Here is a 24058-nt window from a genome sequence, read left to right on the forward strand (position 1 = left end):
AAACGGCGACCTCTGGCCGCCGTTTTCATTCCAGAGATGCCGTTTTCGACTGATCGCATCCCGCTTCAGTACAACGGTGTTCCGGCATCGTAGGCGTCGACGAACGCTTGCCAGTCCAGATCCGCCTGCGCGGCATAGTCGAACGCGAACGCAACCAGTTCCGCCTTCAGACCGCTGACGCTGGTGATGGCCTCGGTGACTTGCTTGTCGATGCTGTAGCTGACGACGCTGCTGTCGTAATCCTGATCGGCCAGGGCATGCGCGGATGCCAGCGCCTGGCCGAGATAGGTCGCGGCGGTGTTCAATTTATCGGCGCTGGTGAGCAGGGCCGGATCGAAATCTTCCTGATACGGCGACTTCTCGTGCACGTAGTAAGGCCGGCCGGCGACGGTCGTATAGCCGATCAGCACGTCGGCCTTGATGAGCTGGGCCTTGGCGGTGCGTGCCACGCGATTGCCTTCGTTGTCGTCGTAGGCGGAAGCCGGCAGCCGACCGTTGGCGGCCGTGGCGACGGCGCTGCCCGCTTCCTGTTTCCATTCCAGGATGACGTCGTCACTCGTGCTCGTCGAAGGACCTTCCACGAGCACGTAATAGCGCAGCCTGCCAAGACTGCCGACGCCGGAATCGAGCTTCTGGTGTATGTCCTTCACTGTGTAGAAACTCGCCGCATAGCGCTTCGAGGATGCAATCGAATTGATATAGGCGCCGGCTGCTCCGCTGATATCGCTGTAGGTCTGCGCGGACACGCTCACCAGATTGGACAGATTCTGGAACACGCGCCGGCTGCCGCTGAGCGTCGTGTATTTCGACAACAGACTGGAACGGGATTTGCCATCGGCATCGGCGATGGTGTCGTCGACCACACCGGTGGTGTTGCCCTTCACCAGTTGGAAATCCAGCTCGGCGCCGCTACCCTTGAACTCCGACATCTTGCTGGCGTAAGCACCGACCATCGTATTGATGGCCGTGGTGATCGCACTGTCGCTCAGGCTGTTCTCGCGGCCGGCCAGCACCATGCTGGCGGCGAGGCGGCGCAGATCCCAGACGTATTGGCCGAGATAGCCTTCGTCGTGATCGGCCGCCTTGAACACGGCCGTGCCATCGGCATTGCGCGATGCGTCGAAATTGCCGAGATGGGCGTCGCCGCCGATCCATGTGTATCCGGTTTGCGCCGTGGCATAGGCGGAGGCCGGCCGGGTCAGCATGTCCTCGTAGAAGAGGTGGGCGGTGCCGCGATAGAACGCATACGGATCGAGCGCCATCTTCGCCATCTTGGCGTCCAGCTCGTTGGCGGCCGTGACGGCATAGGGATGGTTGTAGGCGTAGACCTGCTGGACCACCCAGCTATCGCGAGCGGTGGCGGCCGATGCGGAGGTCGCGAAACCGCCGGCGAGCATGCCGGCCAGGAGCAAGGCGGGAACCGGGAAACGAACCATCGTGAGCGCACCTGTCGTCGGAAACGCACACTGCGACAGGCCAAGATGGCGAATGCATTAAAACCACATGACAAATCATGCGGCGCGCGAAACAAGGTTTGCGCGAAACCGCGTCAGCCCAGCCGCAACCGCACGCCGCCCTGATTTTCCGCGCTTATTTCTCGAACGACGCCGAAGCCACGTCGTACCAGGACGTGCACAGCACCTGTTGGGACTCGGCGACGGCGAAGGAAGCCATCCACACCGATTCACCCTCGACTGCCTGGAAATCCGTTGACGAGAAAGGCGCCACACCCAGACACCAGCGCAGGCGCTTGGGTGCGTTGTCCACGGGCAGGGCAAATTCGAACTCGCCTGTGAGCGAGGCGCCAGGTTCCACGCGCGCGGCCAGCGGTGTCGGCGGCACGGTCGGCGCCGGTTGCGGCAACGGCAAGGCACGATGGCTGAGCGTGACATCCTCGCCCTCGGCGGCGAACAGCGGCGCGGCGATCTCGCCCTGCACGAGCTGCTTGGTCATCACCGCATGGCGATTGCCGCGATCGAACACCATCAGGGGCGTCTTGCTTTCATTATGCAGGCGATAGCGCACATGCAGTGCGCGCGCGGAAGCTGCGTACTCGAACGTGGCCTCGAGGCTGGCGCCCTCGCCGCTCACCACCGTCTGGCTTGCCTTGGCTGACATCGTGGCTCCGTCTGGTTTGGAATCCGGTGTGGTGCCCTGTTGCGCGAACGCCGGCTGCGCAAGGCCGAGGGCGAGCGCCAGGACCGCGGCGTGGTGCAATCTGATCATGTTGGTGCGATGCATGCAGGTGATTCTCCAATAAAAAGAGCGGTGCATGTTGACCATGCACCGCCCCGGTCCCGCTCCCCTGGTCAAACAACGGTTGTGCTTACAGCGTGTAGCTCGGACGCAGCTCCAGCCCCAGTTCCGTGCGCATGCCGTTCTCGGTCAGCGCATCGGGGTTGTGGGGGGTGGCCGGCGTGTTCGGATTGCCGTCGAAATCGAAGGGCTTGGCACTGGTCTCCAATCCCACGGCCTGGCGCTCGGCATTCGGCACCTGTCCGTTGTCCGGACCTTCTCCGCGATACGTGCCCGGCTGGAAGGTGCCGTTGACGCCGTTATAGGCGTGCGACATCTCGTGGTAGAGCACCACCACCGGCGCCGGGAACTCGTTCATGTGGAACGAGGGGTTGTAGCTGATCTGCACGTCCGAGCCCTGCCCGGCCTTGCCGTTGCTGATCTCGGCGTTGCCGCGGCCCAGCGTCTGCGCATAGCCGTTCTGCTCGTTGGCCAGCTCGCGGATGGTGACGGTGTTGCCGTTGGCGGCGGCCTTGTCGAACTCGGCCAGCATCTGCTGTCCGTTCGGCGAGCTGCGCAGGAACTCGATCTCCGCTTCGACGCGTTGACGGAATGCGTCGGAACCTTCGACCTTGACGCCCTGCGTGCCCAGCTTGGCGTTGAGTTCGACATTGACCACGACCTGGCCGTTGTCGCGCTGGCCCTGGGCGAAGTTGATGATGTCGGTGGCCTTCTGCGCGTAGATCTTGTCGTTGGTGGTGGCGCCCTCGACGGTATCGGTGCCGTCGCCGGTGTAGAAGCGGCTGCCGTCGGTGCCCGCGCGCAGGGTGTCGTCGCCCTGGCCGCCGGACAGGATGTTCTTGCCCGCGCCGCCGTCGAGGCCGTCGCTGCCCTTGCCGCCTTCGATGAAATCGACGCCGTCGGCGCCGGCCAGCGTGTCGTCGCCGTCGCCGCCGTAGACCACGTCGTTGCCGGCACCGGCATCGACCTTGTCGTTGCCCGTGTTGCCGAACACGTCGTCGCGACCCGCGCCGGTGCTGATGGTGTCGTTGCCGGCACCCGCATCGATGCGATCCTCGCCCGCGCCGGTGGTGATGGTGTCGTCACCGGCGCCGCTGTCGACGACGATGTTGACCTTCACGTTCGGCGCGACATTGATGACGTCGTTGCCGGCGCCGGTGCGCAGGGTCAACTCCTGGCCCTGGGCCAGACGGGTTTCGTATTTCTCGCCGTTGACGGAAACATCGAGCGTGCCGTCGTCGCGCTGGGTGACCTGGACATCGTCGTTGCCGGTGCCCTGGGTGGTCACCACGAGCTGGTTGCTGCTGACGTAGGTCCGGCCGAGGCCGGCGTCGGCCAGCGTCTGCTCGCGGGTGATCTGGGCCTGCTGGCCCTGCGCCAGCTGCGCGGTCTTGATTTCCTTGCCGTCCGGCGTCTGGCCGGAAGGCAGACGGGTGCCGGTGGCGCCGCCATCGATCGCGATCGCATCGCCGGTGGCTGCCTTCGGTTCCTGCGGGGCCGTCTCGGGTGCCGTCAGGGTCGGATTACCGCTCAGGGCATCCTGCTGGGCCGGGTTGTCCCAGTATCCGTTGGCCTTGGTCTCCGGTGGCGGCGGGGGAGGCGGCGGTGGCGGTGGGGGCGGCGGTGGCAGATCGATGCTCATGGATCGGTATCCCCTTTTCTTGGGTCATCAGAATCGAATGAAGGTCTAGATATACGGAGCCGTATGTACCCGGCCAAGCTGGGGCGTTCCCTAACTCGGGTTGACCCTATGTCGTGTAGACAGGTGGATGCTGCGTTGCAGCAGGAGTCGGTAGAATGTGGCTTCTGCGGGCTGGACTTCGCCGCCATCCATGGCGGTGCATATCTGGCTTCGGAACCCCCGGCCCGGCCATCCATGGCCGGGCGTTCGGGGCTAAACCGGTGCCGATAGGGCACCGGTTTGGCCCCTCACCCTCTTCCATCGATTCGGAGTCAGCACGCAATGGGCCTGGACCACGTCCCCACCGGCAACAACCCGCCGGACGAAGTCAACGTCATCATCGAGATCCCCAAGGACGCCGAACCGGTCAAGTACGAGGTCGACAAGGCCAGCGGCGCGATCTTCGTCGACCGCATCCTGTCCACGCCGATGCGCTATCCGTGCAACTACGGCTACGTCCCGCACACGCTGTGCGGCGACGGCGATCCGGCCGACGTGCTGGTGGTGCTGCCGCTGCCGCTGATCCCGGGTTCGGTGATCCGCGTGCGTCCGGTCGGCGTGCTGCGCATGAAGGACGAGGCCGGCAGCGACGAGAAGATCCTGGCTGTGCCGGTCAGCAAGGTGTTCGCGGGCTACGCCCACATCGAGGACATCCACCAGGTGACGCCGCACTGGCTGGAGCGCATCGGCCACTTCTTCGAGCACTACAAGGATCTCGAGAAGGGCAAGTGGGTGAAGCTCGACGGCTGGGGCGATGCCGCCGAGGCGAAGCAGATCCTGCTCGAATCCATCGAGCGCTACGGCACCACGACCGAGAAGCCGCGCTTCTGAGACCGGGACGGCCCTCATGGCGACGCACGCGACTCAGCAATACGCGACCCGGAAAACCGAGAGCGCTCCCGACTGGCTCGACCGGGACGGCGTGAAGCTCTACACGATCTCCACGCACGGCGGTCCCGTCGATCAATCGCCATACCTGGAACGTCTCGCCCGCATCAAGGCGGACCGAGCCATCGACTGGCCTTCCACGCCGGCCTTCGCGATCCTCCACGACGGCGCCAGCATGCGTTATCTCGTGCTGGGCTGGTGGGGCAACGACAACGAACTGTTCACCTCGGTGTCGGTCGAGACCGACACCGGCTGGGTGGAGGATTCCGCACGCTTTTCGTTCTGCCTGTGGGACATGGAAGTGATGTGGTTCGAACGGAATGCTTTCGTCGACACCCTTTATTGCGCCTCGCCGGATCTCGCCGGTTATCGCGCGAGACGTTTCTCGAACGCATAGCAAGCGTTCCGGCCAAGCAGGAGAAAGGCGCGTGCTGCAACTCAGACCCACCTGCGAACACTGCAACAAGCCGCTGCCTCCGGATTCGCTGGAAGCGCGCATCTGCAGTTACGAGTGCACGTTCTGCGCCGATTGCGTCGAGCATCTCCTCGGCGACATCTGCCCGAACTGCGGCGGCGGCTTCGCGCCCCGGCCGATCCGGCCAGTGAAGGATTGGAAAGACGGCAATTGCCTCGAAAGCAATCCTGCCAGCACGGAAATACGACATCGGCCGGTGGACCTGGAGGCGCATGCGCGGCTGCGTGCGGCGATCGGGATACTTCCAGCGCACAAGCGCTAAAGCGAGTAGTTATCACTTGTCTCGTTTGATGATTTTCGATTGCCATCCTTGGCGCGGCGATACCGGTTTCGGAACGCCCTGCCTGTCGCCGCGCTGACGGCGCGGCTCCAAGTCCATGGCCGGGCGCTCCCCAAGACTGCGCGGCAATGCCGCGCAAAGCGGGTCTTGGCCCGGTCCCTAGGGTTTCCACCAATGTTGCGCGGGAACGACACGCACTAGTCTTGCGTCGACTCCACCCGGAACGCAGCCGATGTCCGTTTCGTCCGTCTCCGCCGCCACCTGGTCGCCGGCCTACGATCTGTACAACGCGCAGCCGGCACCGCCTGTCGCCCAGCCCGAACCGCCGCTTCCTCTCGATCAGGTCCCCGGCGGCGGCCTGGAGGCGCACGAACAGGCTGGCAGCCATCTGATCGAGCGGCACGTCGGCAAGACCGAGCAGGACCTGCTCGATCGCCTGGAACGCGAGAACATCAGCGCCTCGTCGAGCTTCCGCGACCTGCCATCCGCCGAACATTTCGTCGCCGCCACCATCGCCGAGAACCAGGACAAGATCGACGCCTGGGTGGACGGCAAGGGCGGCAACCGTCTCGTGCTGAGTGAGAGCTTCGACGCCGAAACCGGCATCTCGATCAAGCGCGGCGATACGGAAGCCACCGACGTGCATTCGGTGAAGATCGTGCTGGAACGTTCGGACAAGCTCGGGATCGGCTATAGAATCGTGACCGGTTATCCGACCACGCCCTGATCGCGAAGCCGGCCCCGGCTTTTAACAAGCCGGCTTCGAACGAGCACCGCCGAATGAGCACCCGCTTCCAATGAGCAATTACCCAGCGCTGGAAAACTTTCTCGCCGCCTATTTCCACCAGGACTGGCGCATGGAGCACGAGACGCCCGGCGCGGTGGTCGCCTATTACCTCGATAGCGAAGATGAGGAACAGGTCGCCGAAGTGCGCGACGACCTCGCGCGCCTGTCCGCGCGCGACCTCGACGAAACCGCCCTCGCACAGCAGCTGCGCGATCTTGGCAGCGAATACGACCCGACCCTCGACGGCGCCACCTGGCGCGGCTGGCTCGCCGGGTTGCGTGCCGATTTTGGTTGATTTGTCTCGGTTGATCCGCCTCGGTTGATCAACCTCGGCTGATCAGGCACCCATCGTCATCCGGGATCGCGTGATCCCGGATTGCGCTTGCCACGCAATAGACCCGCCAAGCGCGCTACCACCACGGCCAGATACATCACGCCGTTCCACTGCGCTACCACTATCACGATGCGCGAGAGCGGCGTCATCGGCAGGATGTCGCCGAGACCGGTGGCGGAGAAATTGGTGCCACTCAGGAACAGCAGCTCCACCCAGGTGCGCACCGGTTGCGCGTTCTGCAGCGGCGCGGAGAACGCGTTCGGCTGGAACAGCTGGCACGCCATGAACACCCAGGCATAGGCCTCGACGAACAGCATGAAGGTGGCGCCGGCCGCCCACATCTCGTCGGTCGTGGTCTGCTCGTCGCTCATCATGTAGGCGATCATCGACACCGCCGCGTAGAAGAACGCCGCGGCGTAGCCGACGCTGCCGATCACGCCCAATGCGAAACTGCCGGTCGCCTGATGCAGCGCCCACGCAATGATGCCCACCGCGGCCAGCGTACCCGCGATCCAGCCGGGACGCGGCGAGCGATGCACCATCCACACGGCTACCGCCAGCACGGCGGCACTGACCGCGGTGGAAGCCACCTGCCCCACGGCGTGATCACCGATGAACGGATACGACAGCAGCGCCAGCAGCTGCACCACCAGCAGCGCCATCGAAGGCGAGCGACGCAGCCGCACCAGGGCGCGCATCAGCTGCATCGCCGACTCCTCCCCCGCAAGACTTGTGAGCTACTGCCGGCGGCAGCCGTCACTTCTTCACCGGCGTGACAGGCTCGTTGGACCCGGCGCGATACGGATAGCGCAGGAAGATCTCACTGATCGCGCGATCCACGTCCTGCGCACGCTCCTGCGGCGGCTTGCGGGTGACGCGGCCGATGGCATCGCCCGTCCATACCAGGCGGTTGCGCGCGGAGTCGACCAGATCGACGGTGAGCGTGCCCTCGCGATACTGGGTGACCTGCGTTTCGTCGTACCAGAACGGCACGGCGAAGTACGAGCGGCGGCGATAGCTGTAGAAATACTGGAAGTCGGTGCGCGGCGTGGTCCAGACGTCGGTCTTCTCGCGCACGATGCCCTGGAAGTTCACGCGCAGGTCGGGCGACTTCTCGTCGTAGCTGTAACCGCGCGCTTCCATCTCACGGCGCACGTCGGTCTTAATGCGATCGGTGAGGAAGGTGGAATAGCCCGTCTCCTCCATCGCGATGGGCTGGTAGAACGCCCAGGTCTTGTAGCGGGAGAAGTCCGCCTCGGGATCGTAGTCGGTACGAACGGTGGGGCCGGTGGCACAGCTGGCCAGGAGGGCGACCGCGCAGACCGCCAGCAGCCACCTCAGGATGTGATGCGACTTCGTCATGGACGGTCTCCGTCTGGATTTGGAGCGCACGCTAGCACGCCGCCCGAGGGGATCGATTAACGCCATAGATATGACAGGGCGCCGGGCATCCGGCCAGTCCATCGCACGAGGTGCCGGTCACTCCCGGCATGCCTTCCCTGCCCGCCACCGCCCGCCCCGCCCTCTCCCGCTTCGCGGGAGAGGGGCTTGCTCCCCTACTCGACGCGATAGACCTCGGCGCCGGCGGCACGGAACTCCGCCGACTTCTCCGCCATCCCCGAGGTCAGCGCAGCTTGCTCGTCCACCCCGTGCTCGGCAGCGTAGTCCCGCACGTCCTGCGTGATCTTCATCGAGCAGAAATGCGGGCCGCACATCGAGCAGAAGTGCGCGAGCTTGTGCGCGTCCTTCGGCAAGGTCTCGTCGTGGAATTCCTTCGCCTTCTCCGGATCGAGCCCGAGATGGAACTGGTCTTCCCACCGGAACTCGAAGCGCGCCTTCGACAACGCGTTGTCGCGCACCTGCGCGCCGGGATGGCCCTTGGCCAGATCGGCCGCGTGCGCTGCGATCTTGTAGGCCATGATGCCGTCGCGCACGTCCTGCCGGTTGGGCAGGCCGAGATGTTCCTTCGGCGTCACGTAGCAGAGCATCGCCGTGCCGTACCAGCCGATCATCGCCGCGCCGATCGCCGAGGTGATGTGGTCGTAGCCCGGCGCGATGTCGGTGGTCAGCGGCCCGAGCGTGTAGAACGGCGCCTCGCCGCACTCGGCCAGCTGCTTGTCCATGTTCTCCTTGATCAACTGCATCGGCACATGGCCGGGGCCTTCGATCATGGTCTGCGCGTCGTGCTTCCACGCGATCTTGGTCAGCTCGCCCAGCGTTTCCAGTTCACCGAACTGCGCGGCGTCGTTGGCATCGGCGATGCAGCCCGGACGCAGGCCGTCGCCGAGCGAGAAGGCCACGTCATAGGCCTTCATGATCTCGCAGATGTCCTCGAAATGCGTGTAGAGGAAATTCTCCTTGTGATGCGCGAGGCACCACTTGGCGAGGATCGAACCACCGCGCGAAACGATGCCGGTGACGCGCTTCGCCGTCAGCGGCACGTAGCGCAGCAGCACACCGGCATGGATGGTGAAGTAATCCACACCCTGCTCCGCCTGTTCGATCAGCGTGTCGCGGAAGATGTCCCAGGTCAGTTCCTCGGCACGTCCGTCGACCTTCTCCAACGCCTGGTAGATCGGCACCGTGCCGATCGGCACCGGCGAGTTGCGGACGATCCACTCGCGCGTCTCGTGGATGTGCTTGCCGGTGGACAGGTCCATCACCGTGTCGCCGCCCCAGCGGATCGCCCAGACCAGCTTCTCCACCTCTTCGGCGATGCCGGAACTGACGGCGCTGTTGCCGATGTTCGCGTTGATCTTGGTGAGGAAGTTGCGGCCGATGATCATCGGCTCGCTTTCCGGATGGTTGATGTTGTTGGGCAGGATGGCGCGGCCGCGCGCGATCTCGTCGCGCACGAATTCCGGCGTGATCAGCGTCTGGATGCTCGCACCGAAGGACTGGCCCGGATGCTGCGTCAGCAATCCGGCGTCGCGCACTGCCTCTAGGCGCTGGTTCTCGCGGATCGCGACGAACTCCATCTCCGGCGTGACGATGCCACGCTTGGCGTAATGCATCTGGCTGACATTGGCACCGGCCTTGGCGCGGCGCGGCAATCTGCGGTTCGGGAAGCGCACTGCGGCGAGTTTGGCGTCGTGCTCGCGACCACGGCCGAATTCGGAACTGAGCTGCGGCAACGCTTCGGTGTCACCGCGCGCCTCGATCCACCCGGCGCGCAGCGGCGCGAGGCCCGAGGCCAGATCGATGTGGATGTCCGGATCGGTATACGGACCGGAGGTGTCGTACACGGTGACCGGCGGGTTGTCCTCGCCGCCGAACATCGTCGGCGTGCGCGTCAGCGCGATCTCGCGCATGGGCACGCGCAGATCGGCGAGCGAGCCCTGGACAAAAATCTTGCGCGAACCGGGAATCGGCCGGGTCACGGATTCGGAAAGCTGCTCGGTCTGCTGCAGCAGTGTGGAAGGTACGGCATTCATAGTGCTTTCGCCCTGGCTTTATGGAAAGTCCGCACAGGGATGTACGGGCTTTTTGCGAAGGGACTCGCACAAAATCTTGCGAGCCGGGACGAAACGGAGCCGCATGTGCGCAACGTTCCTGCGGAACCTGGCGCCCTGCGAAGCTTCCCTACGCCGGTGTCAACCGGTATTGGCATGAATGCCCAGGTTCGAAGGGTCTGTCTCAACCACGTCGCCGTGGTACCCCCGCTTCACCTCGCATTGAACCACGTTGCCGCTCCGGCGCCAACCACACCGGGGACGGTCCTGCGATGCTGCGTTCCGATATTGCGCGACGTGCAACTTTCCCGCCGGCCGGGCGCATACTCGCCTATACGGTGCGCTTACAAAAACGAAAGTATCTTGCCGCGGATGGTTGAACACGTGAGCCAGGACGACTCCCCCGTCTACGATCTCCTCATCGTCGGTGGCGGCATCAACGGCACCGCCATCGCCCGCGACGCCGCCGGCCGCGGCCTGTCGGTCCTGCTGTGCGAAGGCGACGACATCGCCTCGCATACCTCCAGCGCCAGCACCAAGCTGATCCACGGCGGCCTGCGCTATCTCGAACAATTCGAGTTCGCCCTGGTCGGCAAGGCCCTGGCCGAGCGCAAGCGATTGCTGCGCGCCGCCCCGCACATCATCTGGCCGCTGCGCTTCGTCCTGCCGCACCAGCCGCATTTGCGGCCGGTGTGGATGATCCGCATCGGCCTGTTCCTCTACGACCGCCTCGGCGGCCGGCGCGGGCGCGGCCTGCCCGGCTCGCGCTCGATCAACCTGCGCAAGCACGTCGCCGGCCGGCCGCTGCAGGACACCTTCGTGCGCGGCTTCGTCTATTCCGACGCCTGGGTGCAGGACGCGCGGCTGGCGGTGCTCAACGCGATGGACGCTGCCGAACGCGGCGCGCGCATCCTGACCCGCACGCGCTGCGTGACGGCGCGACGCGACCACGACGGATGGGTGGCGGAACTCCGCCTCGCCGACGGCGGCATGCAACTGGTCCGCGGACGCGGGCTGGTCAACGCCACAGGGCCGTGGGCGGCGCATTTCCTCGACGAGGTCGCGCACGTGCGGCATCGGCACAATCTGCGGCTGATCAAGGGCAGCCACATCGTCGTGCCGAAGATGTTCGCGCACGATCACGCCTACATCTTCCAGCAGCCGGACCGGCGCATCGTGTTCGCGATCCCCTACGAGCGCGACTTCACCCTGATCGGCACCACCGACGTCGAATTCAAGGACGATCCCGCCGCGCCGCGCATCGCCGACGACGAGACCGCGTACCTGTGCGAGGCCGCATCGCGTTATTTCAGGCAGACGCTGAAACCGCAGGATGTGGTCTGGAGCTACAGCGGCGTGCGTCCGCTGCTCGACGATGAAAACGGGTCGGCCTCGGAAGTCACCCGCGATTACCTGCTCACGCTCGATCGCGACGGTGCGCCGCTGCTCAACGTGTTCGGCGGCAAGATCACCACCGCGCGCAAGCTGGCGGAAGAAGCGCTCGACACGCTGCAGCCCGTGCTCGGCCACACCAGACCGGCCTGGACCGGCGATGCGACGCTGCCGGGCGGCGACCTGCCCGACAGCGATTTCACCACCTTCCACGAGGAATTCGCGCGCCGCCGGCCGTGGCTGCCGGATGCGCTGGCGTTGCGCCTGTGTCGCAACTACGGCACGCGCGCGCTGCGCATCGTCGGTTACGCCTCGCGCCTGGAAGACCTCGGCGCGCACTTCGGCAGCGACCTCTACGCGGCAGAAGTGGATTACCTGATCGAAGCCGAATGGGCGCGCACCGTCGAGGACATCCTCTGGCGCCGCTCGAAACTCGGCCTGCACGTCGACCGTACCGGCATCGAACGCCTGCAAGCGTATCTGCAAGAACAAATAAGAAAATAGAAACTGCCTTCTTGAAAACCCCGCGCATGACGTGCGGACTGTCGCGGAGGGATCCGCACGGGAGGACAACATGGCATCACCGGGCTTGCAGTACCTCAGCGAGTTCGTCTCCACGGCGGTCTTGATCCTGCTCGGCGACGGCGTCGTTGCTGGCGTATTGCTTGGCCGATCGAAAGCGGCGAACGCTGGCTGGAGCGTCATCACCTGGGCCTGGGGCCTTGCGGTGCTGATAGGCATCTTCATCGCCGGCCCGATCAGCGGCGCGATCATGAACCCGGCTCTGACCATCGCGCTCGCCTCGATCGACAAGCTCTCCTGGGATCTCGTGCCCGGCTTCATCGCCGCGCAGATGGGCGGCGCATTCGCCGGCGCCGTGCTGGTGTATCTCACCTATCTCGCGCACTGGCGCGATACCGACGACCCCGCGCTCAAGCTCGGCGTGTTCTGCACCGCGCCGGCCATCCGCAACCTGCCTGCCAACGTGCTCACCGAGATCATCGGCACCTTCGTGTTGGTGTTCGTCGTGCTCGCCGTCGGCACCAACACATTGGCGCCGGGACTCGGGCCGCTCGGCGTCGGCCTGCTGGTCGTGGTGATCGGCATGTCGCTGGGCGGGCCGACCGGCTATGCGATCAATCCGGCGCGCGACCTTGGCCCGCGCATCGCGCACGCACTGCTGCCGATTCCCGGCAAGGGCGGCTCCGACTGGGGCTATGCCTGGGTGCCGGTGATCGGCCCGATCATTGGTGCGCTGCTCGGTGCGCTGCTGTTCAAGGTCATGTACACCTGATTTCATGATTTCCATCGTCGTTCCCGCAGGACGGGACGGCCCGCAAGCGGAGACTCTCGTGGACAAACCCTACATCCTCGCCATCGACCAGGGCACCACCAGCTCGCGCGCGATCCTGTTCGATCACAGCGGTTCGATCGTTGGCGTCGCGCAACGCGAATTCGAACAGATCTTCCCGCGCCCTGGCTGGGTGGAGCACAACCCGCGCGAGATCCTCGCCAGCGTGCAGACCACCGCGATCGAGGTGCTGACCAAGGCGCAGATCAGCCCCGAGCAAGTCGCGGGCATCGGCATCACCAATCAGCGCGAGACCACGGTGGTCTGGGACAAGAACACCGGACAAGCGATCCACAACGCCATCGTCTGGCAATCGCGCCAGACCGCCGGCATCTGCGACCAGCTGAAAGTGGAGGGTTACGAAGACCTGGTGCGCGAGCGCACCGGCCTGCTCATCGATGCTTATTTTTCCGGCACCAAGGTCAAGTGGATTCTCGATCACGTCGAGGGCGCGCGCGAACGCGCCGCGCGCGGCGAGCTGCTGTTCGGCACCATCGACAGCTGGCTGATCTGGAACCTGTCGGAGAACAAGACCCACGTCACCGACTACACCAACGCCTCGCGCACGCTGATGTACGACATCCACAAGCGGCAGTGGGACCCGGAACTGCTGCGCATGCTCGACGTGCCCGAAGCGATGCTGCCCGAAGTGCGTTCCAGCAGCGAGGTCTACGCGCGCACCGGCTCGCGCCATTTCTTTGCCAACGGCATTCCGATCTGCGGCGTCGCCGGCGATCAGCAGGCGGCGCTGTTCGGCCAGGCCTGCTTCGAACAGGGCATGGCGAAAAACACCTACGGTACCGGCTGCTTCCTGTTGATGAACACCGGCGAGAAGGCGGTGCGCTCCAAGAACGGGCTGCTCACCACCATCGCCTGGGGCCTCGACGGCAAGGTGGAATACGCGCTGGAAGGCGCGATCTTCGTCGCCGGCTCGGCGGTGCAATGGCTGCGCGACGGCCTGCGCATGATCGGCAAATCCGGCGATTCCGAGGACTATGCCGAACGCGCCCGCGGCAATGAGGGCGTGTACTTCGTACCGGCGTTCGTCGGCCTCGGCGCGCCGTACTGGCGCAGCGACGTGCGCGGCGCGATGTTCGGCCTCACCCGCGGCACCAGCAAGGAGCATTTCATCCGCGCCGTGATCGAATCGATGGCCTACCAGACCCGCGACGTGCTCGATGCGATGCAGAGCGATGCGAATATCAAGCTGGCCGGCCTGCGTGCCGATGGCGGCGCGATCGCCAACGGCTTCCTTGGCCAGTTCCAGAGCGACATCTTGAATATCGCGGTGGAACGACCGCGCGTCAGCGAAACGACCGCGCTCGGCGCCGCTTATCTGGCCGGACTCGCGGTCGGCTTCTGGGAAAATCGCGAGCAGATCGCGCAGCAATGGCAAGTGGATCGCAGATTCGAGCCGCAGATGATCGAATCCGAACGCGAATCGCTCTACGCCGGCTGGAAGCGCGCGGTCGAAGCCACGCTCGGTTTCCGCGTCGAGCATAGTTGAGTGGAATCGGCGGTTCCGGCGGAGTCACCAAATTTCACAAAATCGGCTTCTCATTCTTGCTCGTCATCCCGGCGAAAGCCGGGATCCAGCTTTTATTCGCAGAGTAAATTCCTTGGGAACAAAACTGGACCCCGGCTTTCGCCGGGGTGACGGGCGTTCTGCCAGATGCTTTTCATCTCATCGCCTTCTTCCGATCGTCGAAAAGAAGCCTTGATTCGCATCACTGTCATTAAAATGAATTCGATACCGAGACGGTAATTTTCTTCGTTTTCTTCGCGCTGCGTACACATCACATGCGTCGGAATGCATCACAGCAACATTGCATTCCGCAACAACAAGAAGAAAACACGCTGTATGAAACATCCCCCGCCGACACGGCTTGCCCTGCTAGCCGTTTGCAGTTCTTTCGTTCTCGCGAACATCGCCAACGCCCAGGAAGCTCCCAAATCCGGCAAGGACTGGCTGTTCGGCGACTGGAACGGCAAACGCACCGAACTGCAGGAAAAAGGCATCACGTTCAACTTCGGCCACATCGCCGAATTTGCCACCAACACCAGCGGCGGCGAACAGGAACTCAGCCGCTACACCGATCAGTGGACGCTCGGCGCCACGCTTGATCTCGACAAGCTCTGGGGCGTCCCCAACGCGACGTTCCGCATCAACATCACCGATCGCAACGGCGACAACCTCAGCGACGACGCCGGCCTCGGCACCTTGCAGCAGGTGCAGGAAGTCTACGGACGCGGCCAGACCTGGCGCTGGACCGAGGTTTACTACCAGCAGACCTACGCCAACGACAAGCTCGATTGGAAGATCGGCCGGCTCCCGGTCGGCGAGGATTTCGCCAGCTTCTCCTGCGACTTCATGAACCTCAGTTTCTGCGGCTCCAGTCCCGGCAACATCGGCTCCGGCAGCTACTGGTACAACTGGCCGGTCAGTCAGTGGGCGACGCGGCTGAAGTTCAACTTCGGCGATCAAGGCTATGTGCAAGTCGGCGCATATCAGCTCAACCCTGGCTATCTGCGCAAGGGCAACGAAGCCCGCTTCGACAGCCCCGAAGGCACTATCGGCACTTTGTATCCGCTGGAAGCCGCCTGGACGCCGAAGTTCGGCGCGCGGGCGCTGGCCGGCAGCTACAAACTCGGCGTGTGGTACGCCGATGCCGAACTCGACGATGTACTGCTCGACACCGATGGCAACGCGCTCTCCGTCAGCGGCGGCAACCCCTTGCAGCGCAGCAGCGGCTACGGCGGCTATTTCATGGCGCAGCAGACCGTGTTCCACCCCGATGGCGATGACGGGCATCGCGGCCTGGACCTGTTCTTCCATTACGCGCAGGCCGATCGTCGCACCGCGGCGTTCGATCGCCAGCTCAGGCTCGGCCTGTTCTACAACGGCCCCTTCGCCACCCGGCCCGATGACGAGATCGGTTTCGCCGTCGCCAGCAACCGCGTCAACGATCGCGCGCGCGCTGGTATCGCGTTCGCCAACGCCGCCGGCCTGCCGGTGCGGCCGCTGCCGCATACCGAATACGTCGGCGAACTGTTCTACGGCGTGCAGCTGACGCCTTTCCTCGCGCTGCGACCGAACATCCAATACATCCGCGATGCCGGCGGCATCAACAGCGCGAAGGACATCTGGGTCGTCGGCATGAAGACCTCGCTGGCCTTCTGATTCTGATCACGCTTTGAGTTAGCGGGGGGTCCGCAGCCGGAGACGCCGTCAGGCGTCTTCCGGCACCTTCACCCGGAACCAGGCCGCGTACAGCGCAGGCAGGAACAACAGCGTCAGCAGCGTCGCCACCAGCAAGCCACCCATGATCGCCACCGCCATCGGCCCGAAGAAGGCGCTGCGCGAGAGCGGGATCATCGCCAGGATCGCCGCCAGCGCGGTCAGCACGATCGGACGGAAGCGTCGCACCGTCGCATCGACGATCGCGCGCCACGGTTCGTGACCGTCACTGCGGTCCTGCTCGATCTGATCGACCAGGATCACCGAGTTGCGCATGATCATGCCGGCCAGCGCGATCGTGCCAAGCATCGCCACGAACCCGAACGGCACGCGGAACACCAGCAGAAATAGCGTCACGCCGATCAGCCCGAGCGGCGCGGTCAGCAGCACCATGAAACTGCGCGAGAAGCTGCGCAGCTGCAGCATCAGCAGCGTGAACACCACGAACACGAACAGCGGCACGCCGGCGTTGATCGATTTCTGGCCGCGCGCGGAATCCTCGACGCTGCCGCCAACCTCGATCGAATAGCCATAAGGCAGCGCCGCGCGCAACCCGTCCAGCGTCGGCGAAATCTGTCCGGCCACCGTCGCCGGCTGGGTGCCGTCGTAGATGTCGGCGCGCACGGTCATGGTCGGCTTGCGATCGCGGTGCCAGATGATGCCTTCCTCGAAACCGTAGTCGAGCGTGGCGATCTGGGTGAGCGGAACACTGCGGCCGTTCGAAGTCGGCACCGACAGGCTGCCGAGCATGTCCAACTGGATGCGCTCGGTATCCGGGCCTCGCACCAGGATCTCGATCAGGCGATTGCCTTCGCGATACGTGCTGACATGCGAACCCGACAGCGAGCTGGACAGGAACTGCGACAACTGCGCCGAGCTGACGCCAAGCGCGCGCGCCCGCTCCTGGTCGACGTGCAGCGACACCAGCTTGCCCGGTTCGTCCCAGTCGAGATTGACGTTGGTGACGTGCGGATTGGTGCGCATCTTCTCGCGCACCTGGTAGGCGATCTTGCGCACCTGGTCGATGTGCTCGCCGGAGACGCGGAACTGCACCGGATAACCGACCGGCGGGCCGTTCTCCAGACGCGTGACGCGCAGTTGCAACTCGGGGAAGCGCGCCACCACGTCATGGATGATCCAGCTGCGGATCGCCTCGCGCGCCTTCAGGTCCTTCGGCACCAGCACGAACTGGGCGAAATTCGCCGACGGCAATTGCTGATCGAGCGGCAGGTAGAAGCGCGGCGAGCCGGTGCCGACGTAGGACACGTAGTTTTCGAGATCGGACCGCTGCTTCAGCATCGCTTCGAACCGCTCGGCCTGCGTGGCGGTGGCGCGCAGCGAGCTGCCTTCGGCCAGCTCCATGTCCACCATCAGCTCCGGCCGCGTCGAATCCGGGAAGAACTGCTGCGGCACGAAACGGAACAGGAACAGCGAGCCGAGGAAGGCCGCCACGGTCACGATGATCACGAAACGACGATGGCGCACGCACCAGGTCACCCAGCCACGGAAGCGCACGTAGAACTTGCTCGCGTAGGGATCGTGGTCGTGGCCGTCGTGCGGTGCCGGCGTCACGACATCGGCCAGCGCCGCATGCCGCGCGCGCAGCCGCTCGGCCCAGCGTGTACGCAGTGCATGCCAGCGCGCCGCCAGCGAGCCCGGCTTCAGTGCCGCTGCGTGGCCATGGTCCGGCAGCAGCTTGTCGCCCAGGAACGGAATGAACATCACCGCGGCGATCCACGACACCACCAGCGCGATCGTCACCACCTCGAACAGCGAACGTGTGTACTCGCCGGTGCCCGACGCGGCGGTCGCGATCGGCAGGAAGCCCGCCGCCGTGATCAGCGTGCCGGTCAGCATCGGGAAGGCGGTGCTGTCCCAGGCGAACGCGGCGGCGCGGAGGCGATCGAAGCCCTGCTCCATCTTGATCGCCATCATCTCCACCGCGATGATCGCGTCGTCCACCAGCAGGCCCAGCGCCAGCACCAGCGCGCCCAGCGAGATCTTGTGCAGACCGACGCCGAAGAAATCCATCACCGCGAAGGTCATCGCCAGCACCAGCGGGATTGACACCGCCACCACCAGACCAGTGCGCAACCCGAGTGAGAAGAAACTCACCAGCAGCACGATCGCCACCGCTTCGGCCAGCACGCGCACGAACTCGCCGACGGATTCCTCCACCGCCGCAGGCTGGTCGGACACCTTGCGCAGCTGCATGCCGGCCGGCAGCGTTTCCTGCAGCTTCGCGAATTCCGTCTCCAGCGTCTTGCCGAGCTTGAGGATATCGCCGCCCTGGCGCATCGACACGCCGATGCCGATTGCATCCTCGCCCATGAAGCGCATGCGCGGTTGCGGCGGATCGGAGAAGCCGCGCCGCACTTCGGCGACGTCGCCCAAGCGGAAGGTGCGATCGCCGACTCGGATCGGGAATTGACGGATCTGGTCGACGGTCTTGAACTGGCCGTCCACGCGCAGCGGCACGCGCGTGCTGCCGGTCTCGAAGAAGCCAGCCGAGACCAGCGCGTTCTGCTGGTCCAGCGCATCCTGCACCGCCTGCATCGGCACACCGAGCGTGGCGAGCTTGACGTTGGACAGCTCGATCCAGATCTTCTCGTCCTGCACGCCGATCAGTTCGATCTTGGCGACATCGGGCTGGTCCTGCAGCGCCAGCTGCACGCGGTCGGCGTAGTCGCGCAGCACCGCGTAATCGAAGCCCTGGCCGGTGAGCGCGTAGATGTTGCCGAAGGTGTCGCCGAACTCGTCATTGAAGAACGGGCCGATGACGTCGCTGGGCATCTCCGAGCGGATGTCGCCGATCTTCTTGCGCACCTGGTACCACAAGGGCGCGATGTCCTTCGAACGCATCGAATCCTTCGCAACGAACATCACCTGCGACTGGCCGGGGCGCGAGTACGAACGGATGTACTCGTACTGGCCGGTCTCCATCAGCTTCTTCTCGATGCGTTCGGTGACCTCGCGCGAGACCTGCTCGGCGGTGGCGCCCGGCCACATCGTCTGCACCACCATCACCTTGAAGGTGAAGGCCGGGTCCTCGCTGCGACCCAGCCGCAGATACGAGAACGCACCGATGAGACCCATCACCAGCATCGCGTAGATGACCAGGCTGCGATGACGCAGCGCCCACTCGGAGAGATTGAAGCGCATGGCGGCGGTTACCGGATGACCGGACGGTTGTCGCGATCCACCGCCTGCACCTTCTGCCCGGCGCGCAGCAGATGGCCGCCCGCCGCCACGATCCAGTCATCCGGCTTCAGGCCACTGCGCACCGGCACGCGCTCCTGTCCGAACGGGCCGGTCTGCACGGGTTGCAGCTTCAGCGTATTGGTCTTGGGATCGACCACGAACACCGCGGTGCCGTTGCCCGAACGCTGCACGGCCGCGAGCGGCACGCTCATGCCGCCGAGCGCGTCGTGCGGCAGGTAGATGCGCGCGCTCTGGCCGAGTTCGAGCGTGCCGGGCGGCGCATCGACGGTGACGCGCGTAGCATAGGTGCGCGAGGCGGCATCGGCGGCAGGCGCGATTTCGCGCACGCGTCCCGGCCAGCGCTTGCCCGGCTGCGACCACACTTCCACCTGCACTGCCTGACCCGGCTTGAACGTGGCGATGGCGCCTTCCGGCACTGCGAACAACACTTCGCGCACACCGTCGGCGGCGAGCCCGAACACCTGCTGCCCCGCGGCGACCACCTGTCCCGCTTCGGCGCTGCGCGTGGCGATCACCCCAGCGCTCGGCGCGCGCAGCTGGCTGTAGGCGGCCTGGTTGCGGGCGACGAGCAGATTGGCGCGTGCGGAGTTGACCTGTTCCTGCGCGGCCTTGGCGGCGGCGTCCTGGGCATCGAGATTGGAGCGGCTGACCAGCTGATCCTTCGCGAGCTTCTGGAAGCGCAGCTGGTCGGCGCGGGCTCGTCCGTATTCCGCCTCGGCCGCGACCAGTTGTGCCTGCGCCGCGCGCGCCTGGGCTTCGAGATCGCCCGGATCGAGCACCGCCAGCACCTGCCCGGCTTCGACATGCGCACCGACATCGACGCGGCGCTCGATCAGCTTGCCGCCGACGCGGAACGACAGCGCGCTCTCCTCGCGCGCCCGCACTTCGCCTGCGAAGGCCGAGACGCCGTCGACGGCGCCCGTGGGCCGTGTCACCAGCACGGGGCGTGGTGCCTCTTCCACTGCGGCACCATTGCCGCAAGAGGAAAGCACCAATGGGAGAACGGCAAGGGAGAGCGTCGCGGCGATACGGGTCCGGCTGCGCATGTGGCGGGCCTCGGCGGTAATTAGTGCACTTGTCGGTACTGTAAATTTATCAAACCGCTCAGTCCAGTTATTTCTTCACAGTAACGTGACGCGCTTCTAACGGGCCCCGGCTGTGGATTCAACTTTGAGGACACTCGCCTGAATCTCATGATTTTCTGCGACTGAAATGCCTCTTCAGGCCCGCGAGACGCGGCCAGGCCCTCTCCGCTTTTGATGCACTCGCACAATCCATGTTGCGATGCAGGGCCGGAATTGACAGTTGACGCCGCCCGCGACCAGCGCGCAGCGTATCGATGCGGGGCTTCGCGGTCTCCGACTCACGCAAGTCGGCCGGAACTCCTCGGCTCCGCATCACGTTGCAACGTCGAAATTCGGAACCGGTTCGATCCCGGTAGCCAGGGAAAGCCGCGACCGAAATCATGTGCTTTTGAACCTCAAAAAGGAGAGTAGGGTTATGCAACAGAATGACGACGTCGTGGCCGGCTGGCTCAGCGGTTCGGACAGCTTTGACGGCCTCGATAATCCGGCCGGCCCCCTCTACATCGAAGGCCAGGCCGCCACCGAAGCGGCGCTGACGCACCAGGGCATGAAGGCGACCCGACTCGCCTGCGGCTCTTTCCTCGTCGGGCGTAGCACCTGCAGTGTCGGCGGAGGCTGCGCCTGCTGCTGAGTTGAACCGTAGTTGAAGTCGTAACCGCTGCGCAGCCCGGCTTCAGGCCTGACTGCGCAGCGTCCAGGCTTCTTCCGTCGATCACCGACAAGGATTTCGAACGAGCGATGAGCGAGTCCACTCCGCCCGAAGCTTTCGCACCCGCCATCGACCACTTCACCAATTCCGCGCGCGCGGCGCTCGACGCCCGGCTCGCGCAGCTCTCGCCCGCGCTCGATCCCGGCGAACTGGACATCGCCCGCACCGCCGGCGGCGATGCGCTGCGCTTCAACGCCTGGCTCAAGCTCAGCCGCGTGCTGCTGCTGGAACTGCATGCGGCCAAGCGCGCGGGAGAACTGACCGCCGAGGACGACGGCGCCCGCTTCCGCCAGTTCATCGAACAGACACTGCGCCCCGAATTCGGCGCGCATCTGGATCGCCGCTATCCGCCACTGCGGCGGCGATTGCAGCGCGCGCTCGATCAGCAGTGCAACGCGATCGCGGCCCTGCTCGAACGTTTCGTCGACGATCGTCCCACGCTGGAACGCCTGCTCGGCCAGCCAGCGGGACGGTTGCGCGCGCTCTCGCTCGGCCAGGGCGATCTGCACGCCGGCGGTCAGACCGTGGCGCGGCTGTCGTTGCAGGGCGGCAATGTCATGTACAAGCCGCGCTCGCTGCGCATCGACGCCGTGCTCGATGGCTTTCTCGCCGCGGTGCTCGGTGACGAGGCAAACCGCATCCACGTCCCCGCCGTGATCGATCGCGGCGAATACGGCTGGGCCGCGTTCGCCGCGCACCGCTACTGCGAGGACGATGCCGAATTCCAGACTTTTTACACCGGTCTCGGACACTGGCTGGCCGTGCTGCGCCTGATCGGCGGCACCGATATCCATCTGGAAAACCTGATCGCGGTCGGTCCGGTTCCGGTGGTGATCGATGCCGAAAGCCTGTTCGAGGTCGCGCCACCACCGCTGTCCTCCGGTTACGGACAGGCCTTCGACGCCGCGCAGATGCTGATCCGCAATTCGGTGCTGCGCACCGGCATCGTGCCGTTCCGCACCGAAGCGCTCGGGTTCGAGGGCGTCGACATGTCCGCCGCCGGTGCCCTGCCCGACCAACAGCCGCAGGTCCGCGCACCCGCGCTGGTTGGCGAAGGCACCACGCAGGCGCGGCTCGCGGTGATCGATGTCGAAGTGTCCAGCGCGCAGAACCACCCCAGCCCGCACCCGAACGTGGCGCAGTACTGGGATCGCATCAGCGACGGCTTCCTGGATCTCACCGAACGCCTCCGCGGCATGGATGCGCAAGGCACGCTCGACCCCATGCTCGCGGCGTTCGAAGGCTGCCGCGTGCGCGACATCCGCCGCACCACGCGCGCCTACCAGGAAATCGGGCGCATGCTCTGGCATCCGGCCTCGCTGCACGACGAGGCCGCCGCTATCGAGCGCGCGCGCAGCCTGTTCGAGCGCAATGCCGAGCTCATCCCCGACGCGCCTTCCGATCCGCGGGAGATCATGGGCGAGATCGACGATCTGCGTTACGGCGACGTGCCGATCTTCACCGAGCCGCTGAGCCGTCGCCGCATCGACACGGTGCTCGCCGACTGGCGCGCGATGCGGCTGGACCTGGAAGAGCTCACCATCCGCAGCGCCCTGGTGGCCACCGACCTCAACCGGCGCATCCGCGAACGCGAGGAGGAACGCAGCGGCTATCTCTACGTCGCCCGCCATTCGCATGCGAACGACCTGGAAGCACGCCGGCGCAAGCTCGCCGCCAACGCGGTCGAACGCCTGCTGCGGCTGGCCGTGCATGGTCAGGACGGCTCCTCGACCTGGATCACTCCGGAAATCAGCCGCAGCGGCTGGATAGTGCAGCCGGTGCACGCCGACGTCTATTTCGGCCTCAGCGGCGCCACGGTGGCGCTGGCCGGCTACCTGCACGAAGTGGAAAACGGACGCGCGGATGAGGTGGACGGCACCGCGCGCGCACTCGACGGCGCCCTGCAGGTGATGCGCGCGATGGAAGCGAAGGACCAGCCCGAGACCGTGGGCGGCTTCTCCGGCTACGGCGCGCAAATCTGGTCGTGGCTGAGCCTCTCCGACCTGTGCCGGCGCGAGGACATGCTGGCCAGCGCGGTCGCGCGCGCCGAGGCGCTGGAGCGCAAAGGCTTCGATGGCGACGATCAGCTGGACGTCATCGACGGCGCCGCCGGCACCATCGTGCCTTTGCTGGGACTGGCCGAAGCGACCGGCGACGCGCGCTGGCGACAACTGGCCGCCGGCGCCGCGCGCCGGCTCGAAGCCACCGCGATCATCGATGCGCAGGGCGCGCGCTGGCCCTCCCCGGCATCCGACGTCCCTTCGATCGGATTCGCCCACGGCGCCACCGGCGTGGCCTGGGCGCTGGCGCGTCTGGTGTTGTCGGGCGCCGGCGAGGAAGCCGACCGCGTGCGCTGGCGCGCGCTGTCGGACGCGGCGTTCGCGTTCCAGGAATCCTTCTTCGACGAAGCCCTCGGCAATTGGATCGACGCGCGCGAGCAGGAGCTGGCCTACAACTTCCACACCTGGTGCCATGGCAGCGTCGGCATCGGCCTGGCCGCGTGCGATCTGTATCTGCGCACGCGCAGTCCGCGCCATCTGCAAACGCTGCGCCGGGCTGTCATCGCGGCGCGCGGCAAGTGGGGTTCCAGCCATACGCTCTGCCACGGTGACCTGTCGCTGCGGGAACTGTTCGTGCGGGCCGCCGCGATCGATCCCGATGGATGCGCCATCGATGTGGACGAGTCGACCGCGCAGATCGTCTCCTCCATCGAGGAACACGGCGGCATGGTCGGCGGACTCACCCGCGCCGCCTTCACACCGGGCCTGATGACCGGCCTCTCCGGCGCGATCCACGGCCTCAATCGCATGCATCCGGACTGCACGCTGGCCTCGCCGTTGTTGCAGGAGCATCGGCGTCAGGCGGCGTGATCGGGCACAAGATCTTGCAAGTAATGCATGGAGAACAT

The 24058-nt window shown here is 65.4% G+C and carries 19 protein-coding genes; 11 read left to right on the forward strand and 8 right to left on the reverse strand.

Annotation, left to right across the window (positions count from 1 at the left end):
* Positions 1-65: 65 nt before the first annotated feature.
* The 3 genes from AC1RNP_RS10050 to AC1RNP_RS10060 form a co-directional block, all read right to left on the reverse strand.
* A complete protein-coding gene (locus AC1RNP_RS10050; protein ID WP_493051112.1) occupies positions 66-1436 on the reverse strand; it encodes a DUF2252 domain-containing protein in 1371 nt (456 codons plus the stop codon).
* Between the two features lie 154 nt (positions 1437-1590).
* On the reverse strand, positions 1591-2226 hold the full coding sequence (locus AC1RNP_RS10055; protein ID WP_493051113.1) for a hypothetical protein: 636 nt from the start codon (positions 2224-2226) through the stop codon (positions 1591-1593).
* Between the two features lie 100 nt (positions 2227-2326).
* Positions 2327-3898: a M91 family zinc metallopeptidase gene (locus tag AC1RNP_RS10060; RefSeq protein WP_493051114.1), complete on the reverse strand. Its 1572-nt coding sequence runs from the start codon at positions 3896-3898 to the stop codon at positions 2327-2329.
* A 321-nt stretch (positions 3899-4219) separates the two neighbouring features.
* Between AC1RNP_RS10060 and ppa the strand changes: the two genes are divergently transcribed.
* The 5 genes from ppa (at position 4220) to AC1RNP_RS10085 (ending at position 6662) form a co-directional block, all read left to right on the forward strand.
* Positions 4220-4768, forward strand: a complete 549-nt coding sequence (gene ppa, locus AC1RNP_RS10065; RefSeq protein WP_493051115.1) for an inorganic diphosphatase — start codon at positions 4220-4222, stop codon at positions 4766-4768.
* A gap of 16 nt (positions 4769-4784) precedes the next feature.
* On the forward strand, positions 4785-5222 hold the full coding sequence (locus AC1RNP_RS10070; RefSeq protein ID WP_493051116.1) for a hypothetical protein: 438 nt from the start codon (positions 4785-4787) through the stop codon (positions 5220-5222).
* 31 nt (positions 5223-5253) lie between these two features.
* Complete coding sequence (locus tag AC1RNP_RS10075) at positions 5254-5562, forward strand: DUF1272 domain-containing protein (protein ID WP_493051117.1); 309 nt, start codon at positions 5254-5256, stop codon at positions 5560-5562.
* 250 nt (positions 5563-5812) lie between these two features.
* Complete coding sequence (locus AC1RNP_RS10080; RefSeq protein ID WP_493051118.1) at positions 5813-6307, forward strand: RNase A-like domain-containing protein; 495 nt, start codon at positions 5813-5815, stop codon at positions 6305-6307.
* Positions 6308-6377: 70 nt separating this feature from the next.
* Complete coding sequence (locus AC1RNP_RS10085; protein WP_493051119.1) at positions 6378-6662, forward strand: contact-dependent growth inhibition system immunity protein; 285 nt, start codon at positions 6378-6380, stop codon at positions 6660-6662.
* Between the two features lie 56 nt (positions 6663-6718).
* On the opposite strand, the gene AC1RNP_RS10090 is transcribed toward AC1RNP_RS10085, so the two are convergent.
* From AC1RNP_RS10090 to thiC, 3 genes are all read right to left on the reverse strand, one after another.
* The gene (locus tag AC1RNP_RS10090; RefSeq protein WP_493051120.1) at positions 6719-7408 is read right to left on the reverse strand and encodes an ion channel; all 690 of its coding nucleotides are present in this window, start codon (positions 7406-7408) and stop codon (positions 6719-6721) included.
* 49 nt (positions 7409-7457) lie between these two features.
* The gene (locus tag AC1RNP_RS10095; RefSeq protein ID WP_493051121.1) at positions 7458-8063 is read right to left on the reverse strand and encodes a DUF4136 domain-containing protein; all 606 of its coding nucleotides are present in this window, start codon (positions 8061-8063) and stop codon (positions 7458-7460) included.
* A 194-nt stretch (positions 8064-8257) separates the two neighbouring features.
* Complete coding sequence (gene thiC / locus AC1RNP_RS10100) at positions 8258-10135, reverse strand: phosphomethylpyrimidine synthase ThiC (RefSeq protein ID WP_493051122.1); 1878 nt, start codon at positions 10133-10135, stop codon at positions 8258-8260.
* A gap of 402 nt (positions 10136-10537) precedes the next feature.
* On the opposite strand from thiC, the gene glpD reads away from it, so the two are divergent.
* From glpD to AC1RNP_RS10120, 4 genes are all read left to right on the forward strand, one after another.
* Positions 10538-12049: a glycerol-3-phosphate dehydrogenase gene (glpD, locus tag AC1RNP_RS10105; RefSeq protein WP_493051123.1), complete on the forward strand. Its 1512-nt coding sequence runs from the start codon at positions 10538-10540 to the stop codon at positions 12047-12049.
* A 70-nt stretch (positions 12050-12119) separates the two neighbouring features.
* Positions 12120-12839 (forward strand): MIP/aquaporin family protein, encoded by a 720-nt coding sequence (locus AC1RNP_RS10110; protein WP_493051124.1) that lies wholly within the window; start codon positions 12120-12122, stop codon positions 12837-12839.
* A 58-nt stretch (positions 12840-12897) separates the two neighbouring features.
* Positions 12898-14403, forward strand: a complete 1506-nt coding sequence (gene glpK, locus AC1RNP_RS10115) for a glycerol kinase GlpK (RefSeq protein WP_493051125.1) — start codon at positions 12898-12900, stop codon at positions 14401-14403.
* 354 nt (positions 14404-14757) lie between these two features.
* Positions 14758-16077, forward strand: a complete 1320-nt coding sequence (locus AC1RNP_RS10120) for a carbohydrate porin (protein ID WP_493051126.1) — start codon at positions 14758-14760, stop codon at positions 16075-16077.
* Between the two features lie 48 nt (positions 16078-16125).
* On the opposite strand, the gene AC1RNP_RS10125 is transcribed toward AC1RNP_RS10120, so the two are convergent.
* The gene (locus tag AC1RNP_RS10125; RefSeq protein WP_493051127.1) at positions 16126-19296 is read right to left on the reverse strand and encodes an efflux RND transporter permease subunit; all 3171 of its coding nucleotides are present in this window, start codon (positions 19294-19296) and stop codon (positions 16126-16128) included.
* An 8-nt stretch (positions 19297-19304) separates the two neighbouring features.
* Positions 19305-20402, reverse strand: coding sequence for an efflux RND transporter periplasmic adaptor subunit (locus AC1RNP_RS10130; RefSeq protein WP_493051128.1), 1098 nt, complete (start codon positions 20400-20402; stop codon positions 19305-19307).
* A 454-nt stretch (positions 20403-20856) separates the two neighbouring features.
* Here AC1RNP_RS10130 and AC1RNP_RS10135 point away from each other — a divergent pair, with 454 nt between their 5' ends.
* Positions 20857-21072, forward strand: coding sequence for a DUF6229 family protein (locus AC1RNP_RS10135; RefSeq protein ID WP_493051129.1), 216 nt, complete (start codon positions 20857-20859; stop codon positions 21070-21072).
* 107 nt (positions 21073-21179) lie between these two features.
* Positions 21180-24020, forward strand: a complete 2841-nt coding sequence (locus tag AC1RNP_RS10140; RefSeq protein ID WP_493051130.1) for a type 2 lanthipeptide synthetase LanM family protein — start codon at positions 21180-21182, stop codon at positions 24018-24020.
* Positions 24021-24058 lie beyond the last annotated feature (38 nt).

The sequence above is a fragment of the Luteimonas sp. GW821-FHT14E02 genome (genome assembly GCF_058803905.1).

Bases quoted from the DNA above. Each gene is read 5' to 3' on its own strand.
- AC1RNP_RS10050 (WP_493051112.1), bottom strand. From the start codon at position 1,436: ATGGTTCGTTTCCCGGTTCCCGCCTTGCTCCTGGCCGGCATGCTCGCC.
- AC1RNP_RS10055 (WP_493051113.1), bottom strand. From the start codon at position 2,226: ATGATCAGATTGCACCACGCCGCGGTCCTGGCGCTCGCCCTCGGCCTT.
- AC1RNP_RS10060 (WP_493051114.1), bottom strand. From the start codon at position 3,898: ATGAGCATCGATCTGCCACCGCCGCCCCCACCGCCACCGCCGCCTCCC.
- ppa (WP_493051115.1), top strand. From the start codon at position 4,220: ATGGGCCTGGACCACGTCCCCACCGGCAACAACCCGCCGGACGAAGTC.
- AC1RNP_RS10070 (WP_493051116.1), top strand. From the start codon at position 4,785: ATGGCGACGCACGCGACTCAGCAATACGCGACCCGGAAAACCGAGAGC.
- AC1RNP_RS10080 (WP_493051118.1), top strand. From the start codon at position 5,813: ATGTCCGTTTCGTCCGTCTCCGCCGCCACCTGGTCGCCGGCCTACGAT.
- AC1RNP_RS10085 (WP_493051119.1), top strand. From the start codon at position 6,378: ATGAGCAATTACCCAGCGCTGGAAAACTTTCTCGCCGCCTATTTCCAC.
- AC1RNP_RS10090 (WP_493051120.1), bottom strand. From the start codon at position 7,408: ATGCAGCTGATGCGCGCCCTGGTGCGGCTGCGTCGCTCGCCTTCGATG.
- AC1RNP_RS10095 (WP_493051121.1), bottom strand. From the start codon at position 8,063: ATGACGAAGTCGCATCACATCCTGAGGTGGCTGCTGGCGGTCTGCGCG.
- thiC (WP_493051122.1), bottom strand. From the start codon at position 10,135: ATGAATGCCGTACCTTCCACACTGCTGCAGCAGACCGAGCAGCTTTCC.
- AC1RNP_RS10110 (WP_493051124.1), top strand. From the start codon at position 12,120: ATGGCATCACCGGGCTTGCAGTACCTCAGCGAGTTCGTCTCCACGGCG.
- AC1RNP_RS10120 (WP_493051126.1), top strand. From the start codon at position 14,758: ATGAAACATCCCCCGCCGACACGGCTTGCCCTGCTAGCCGTTTGCAGT.
- AC1RNP_RS10125 (WP_493051127.1), bottom strand. From the start codon at position 19,296: ATGCGCTTCAATCTCTCCGAGTGGGCGCTGCGTCATCGCAGCCTGGTC.
- AC1RNP_RS10130 (WP_493051128.1), bottom strand. From the start codon at position 20,402: ATGCGCAGCCGGACCCGTATCGCCGCGACGCTCTCCCTTGCCGTTCTC.
- AC1RNP_RS10135 (WP_493051129.1), top strand. From the start codon at position 20,857: ATGCAACAGAATGACGACGTCGTGGCCGGCTGGCTCAGCGGTTCGGAC.
- AC1RNP_RS10140 (WP_493051130.1), top strand. From the start codon at position 21,180: ATGAGCGAGTCCACTCCGCCCGAAGCTTTCGCACCCGCCATCGACCAC.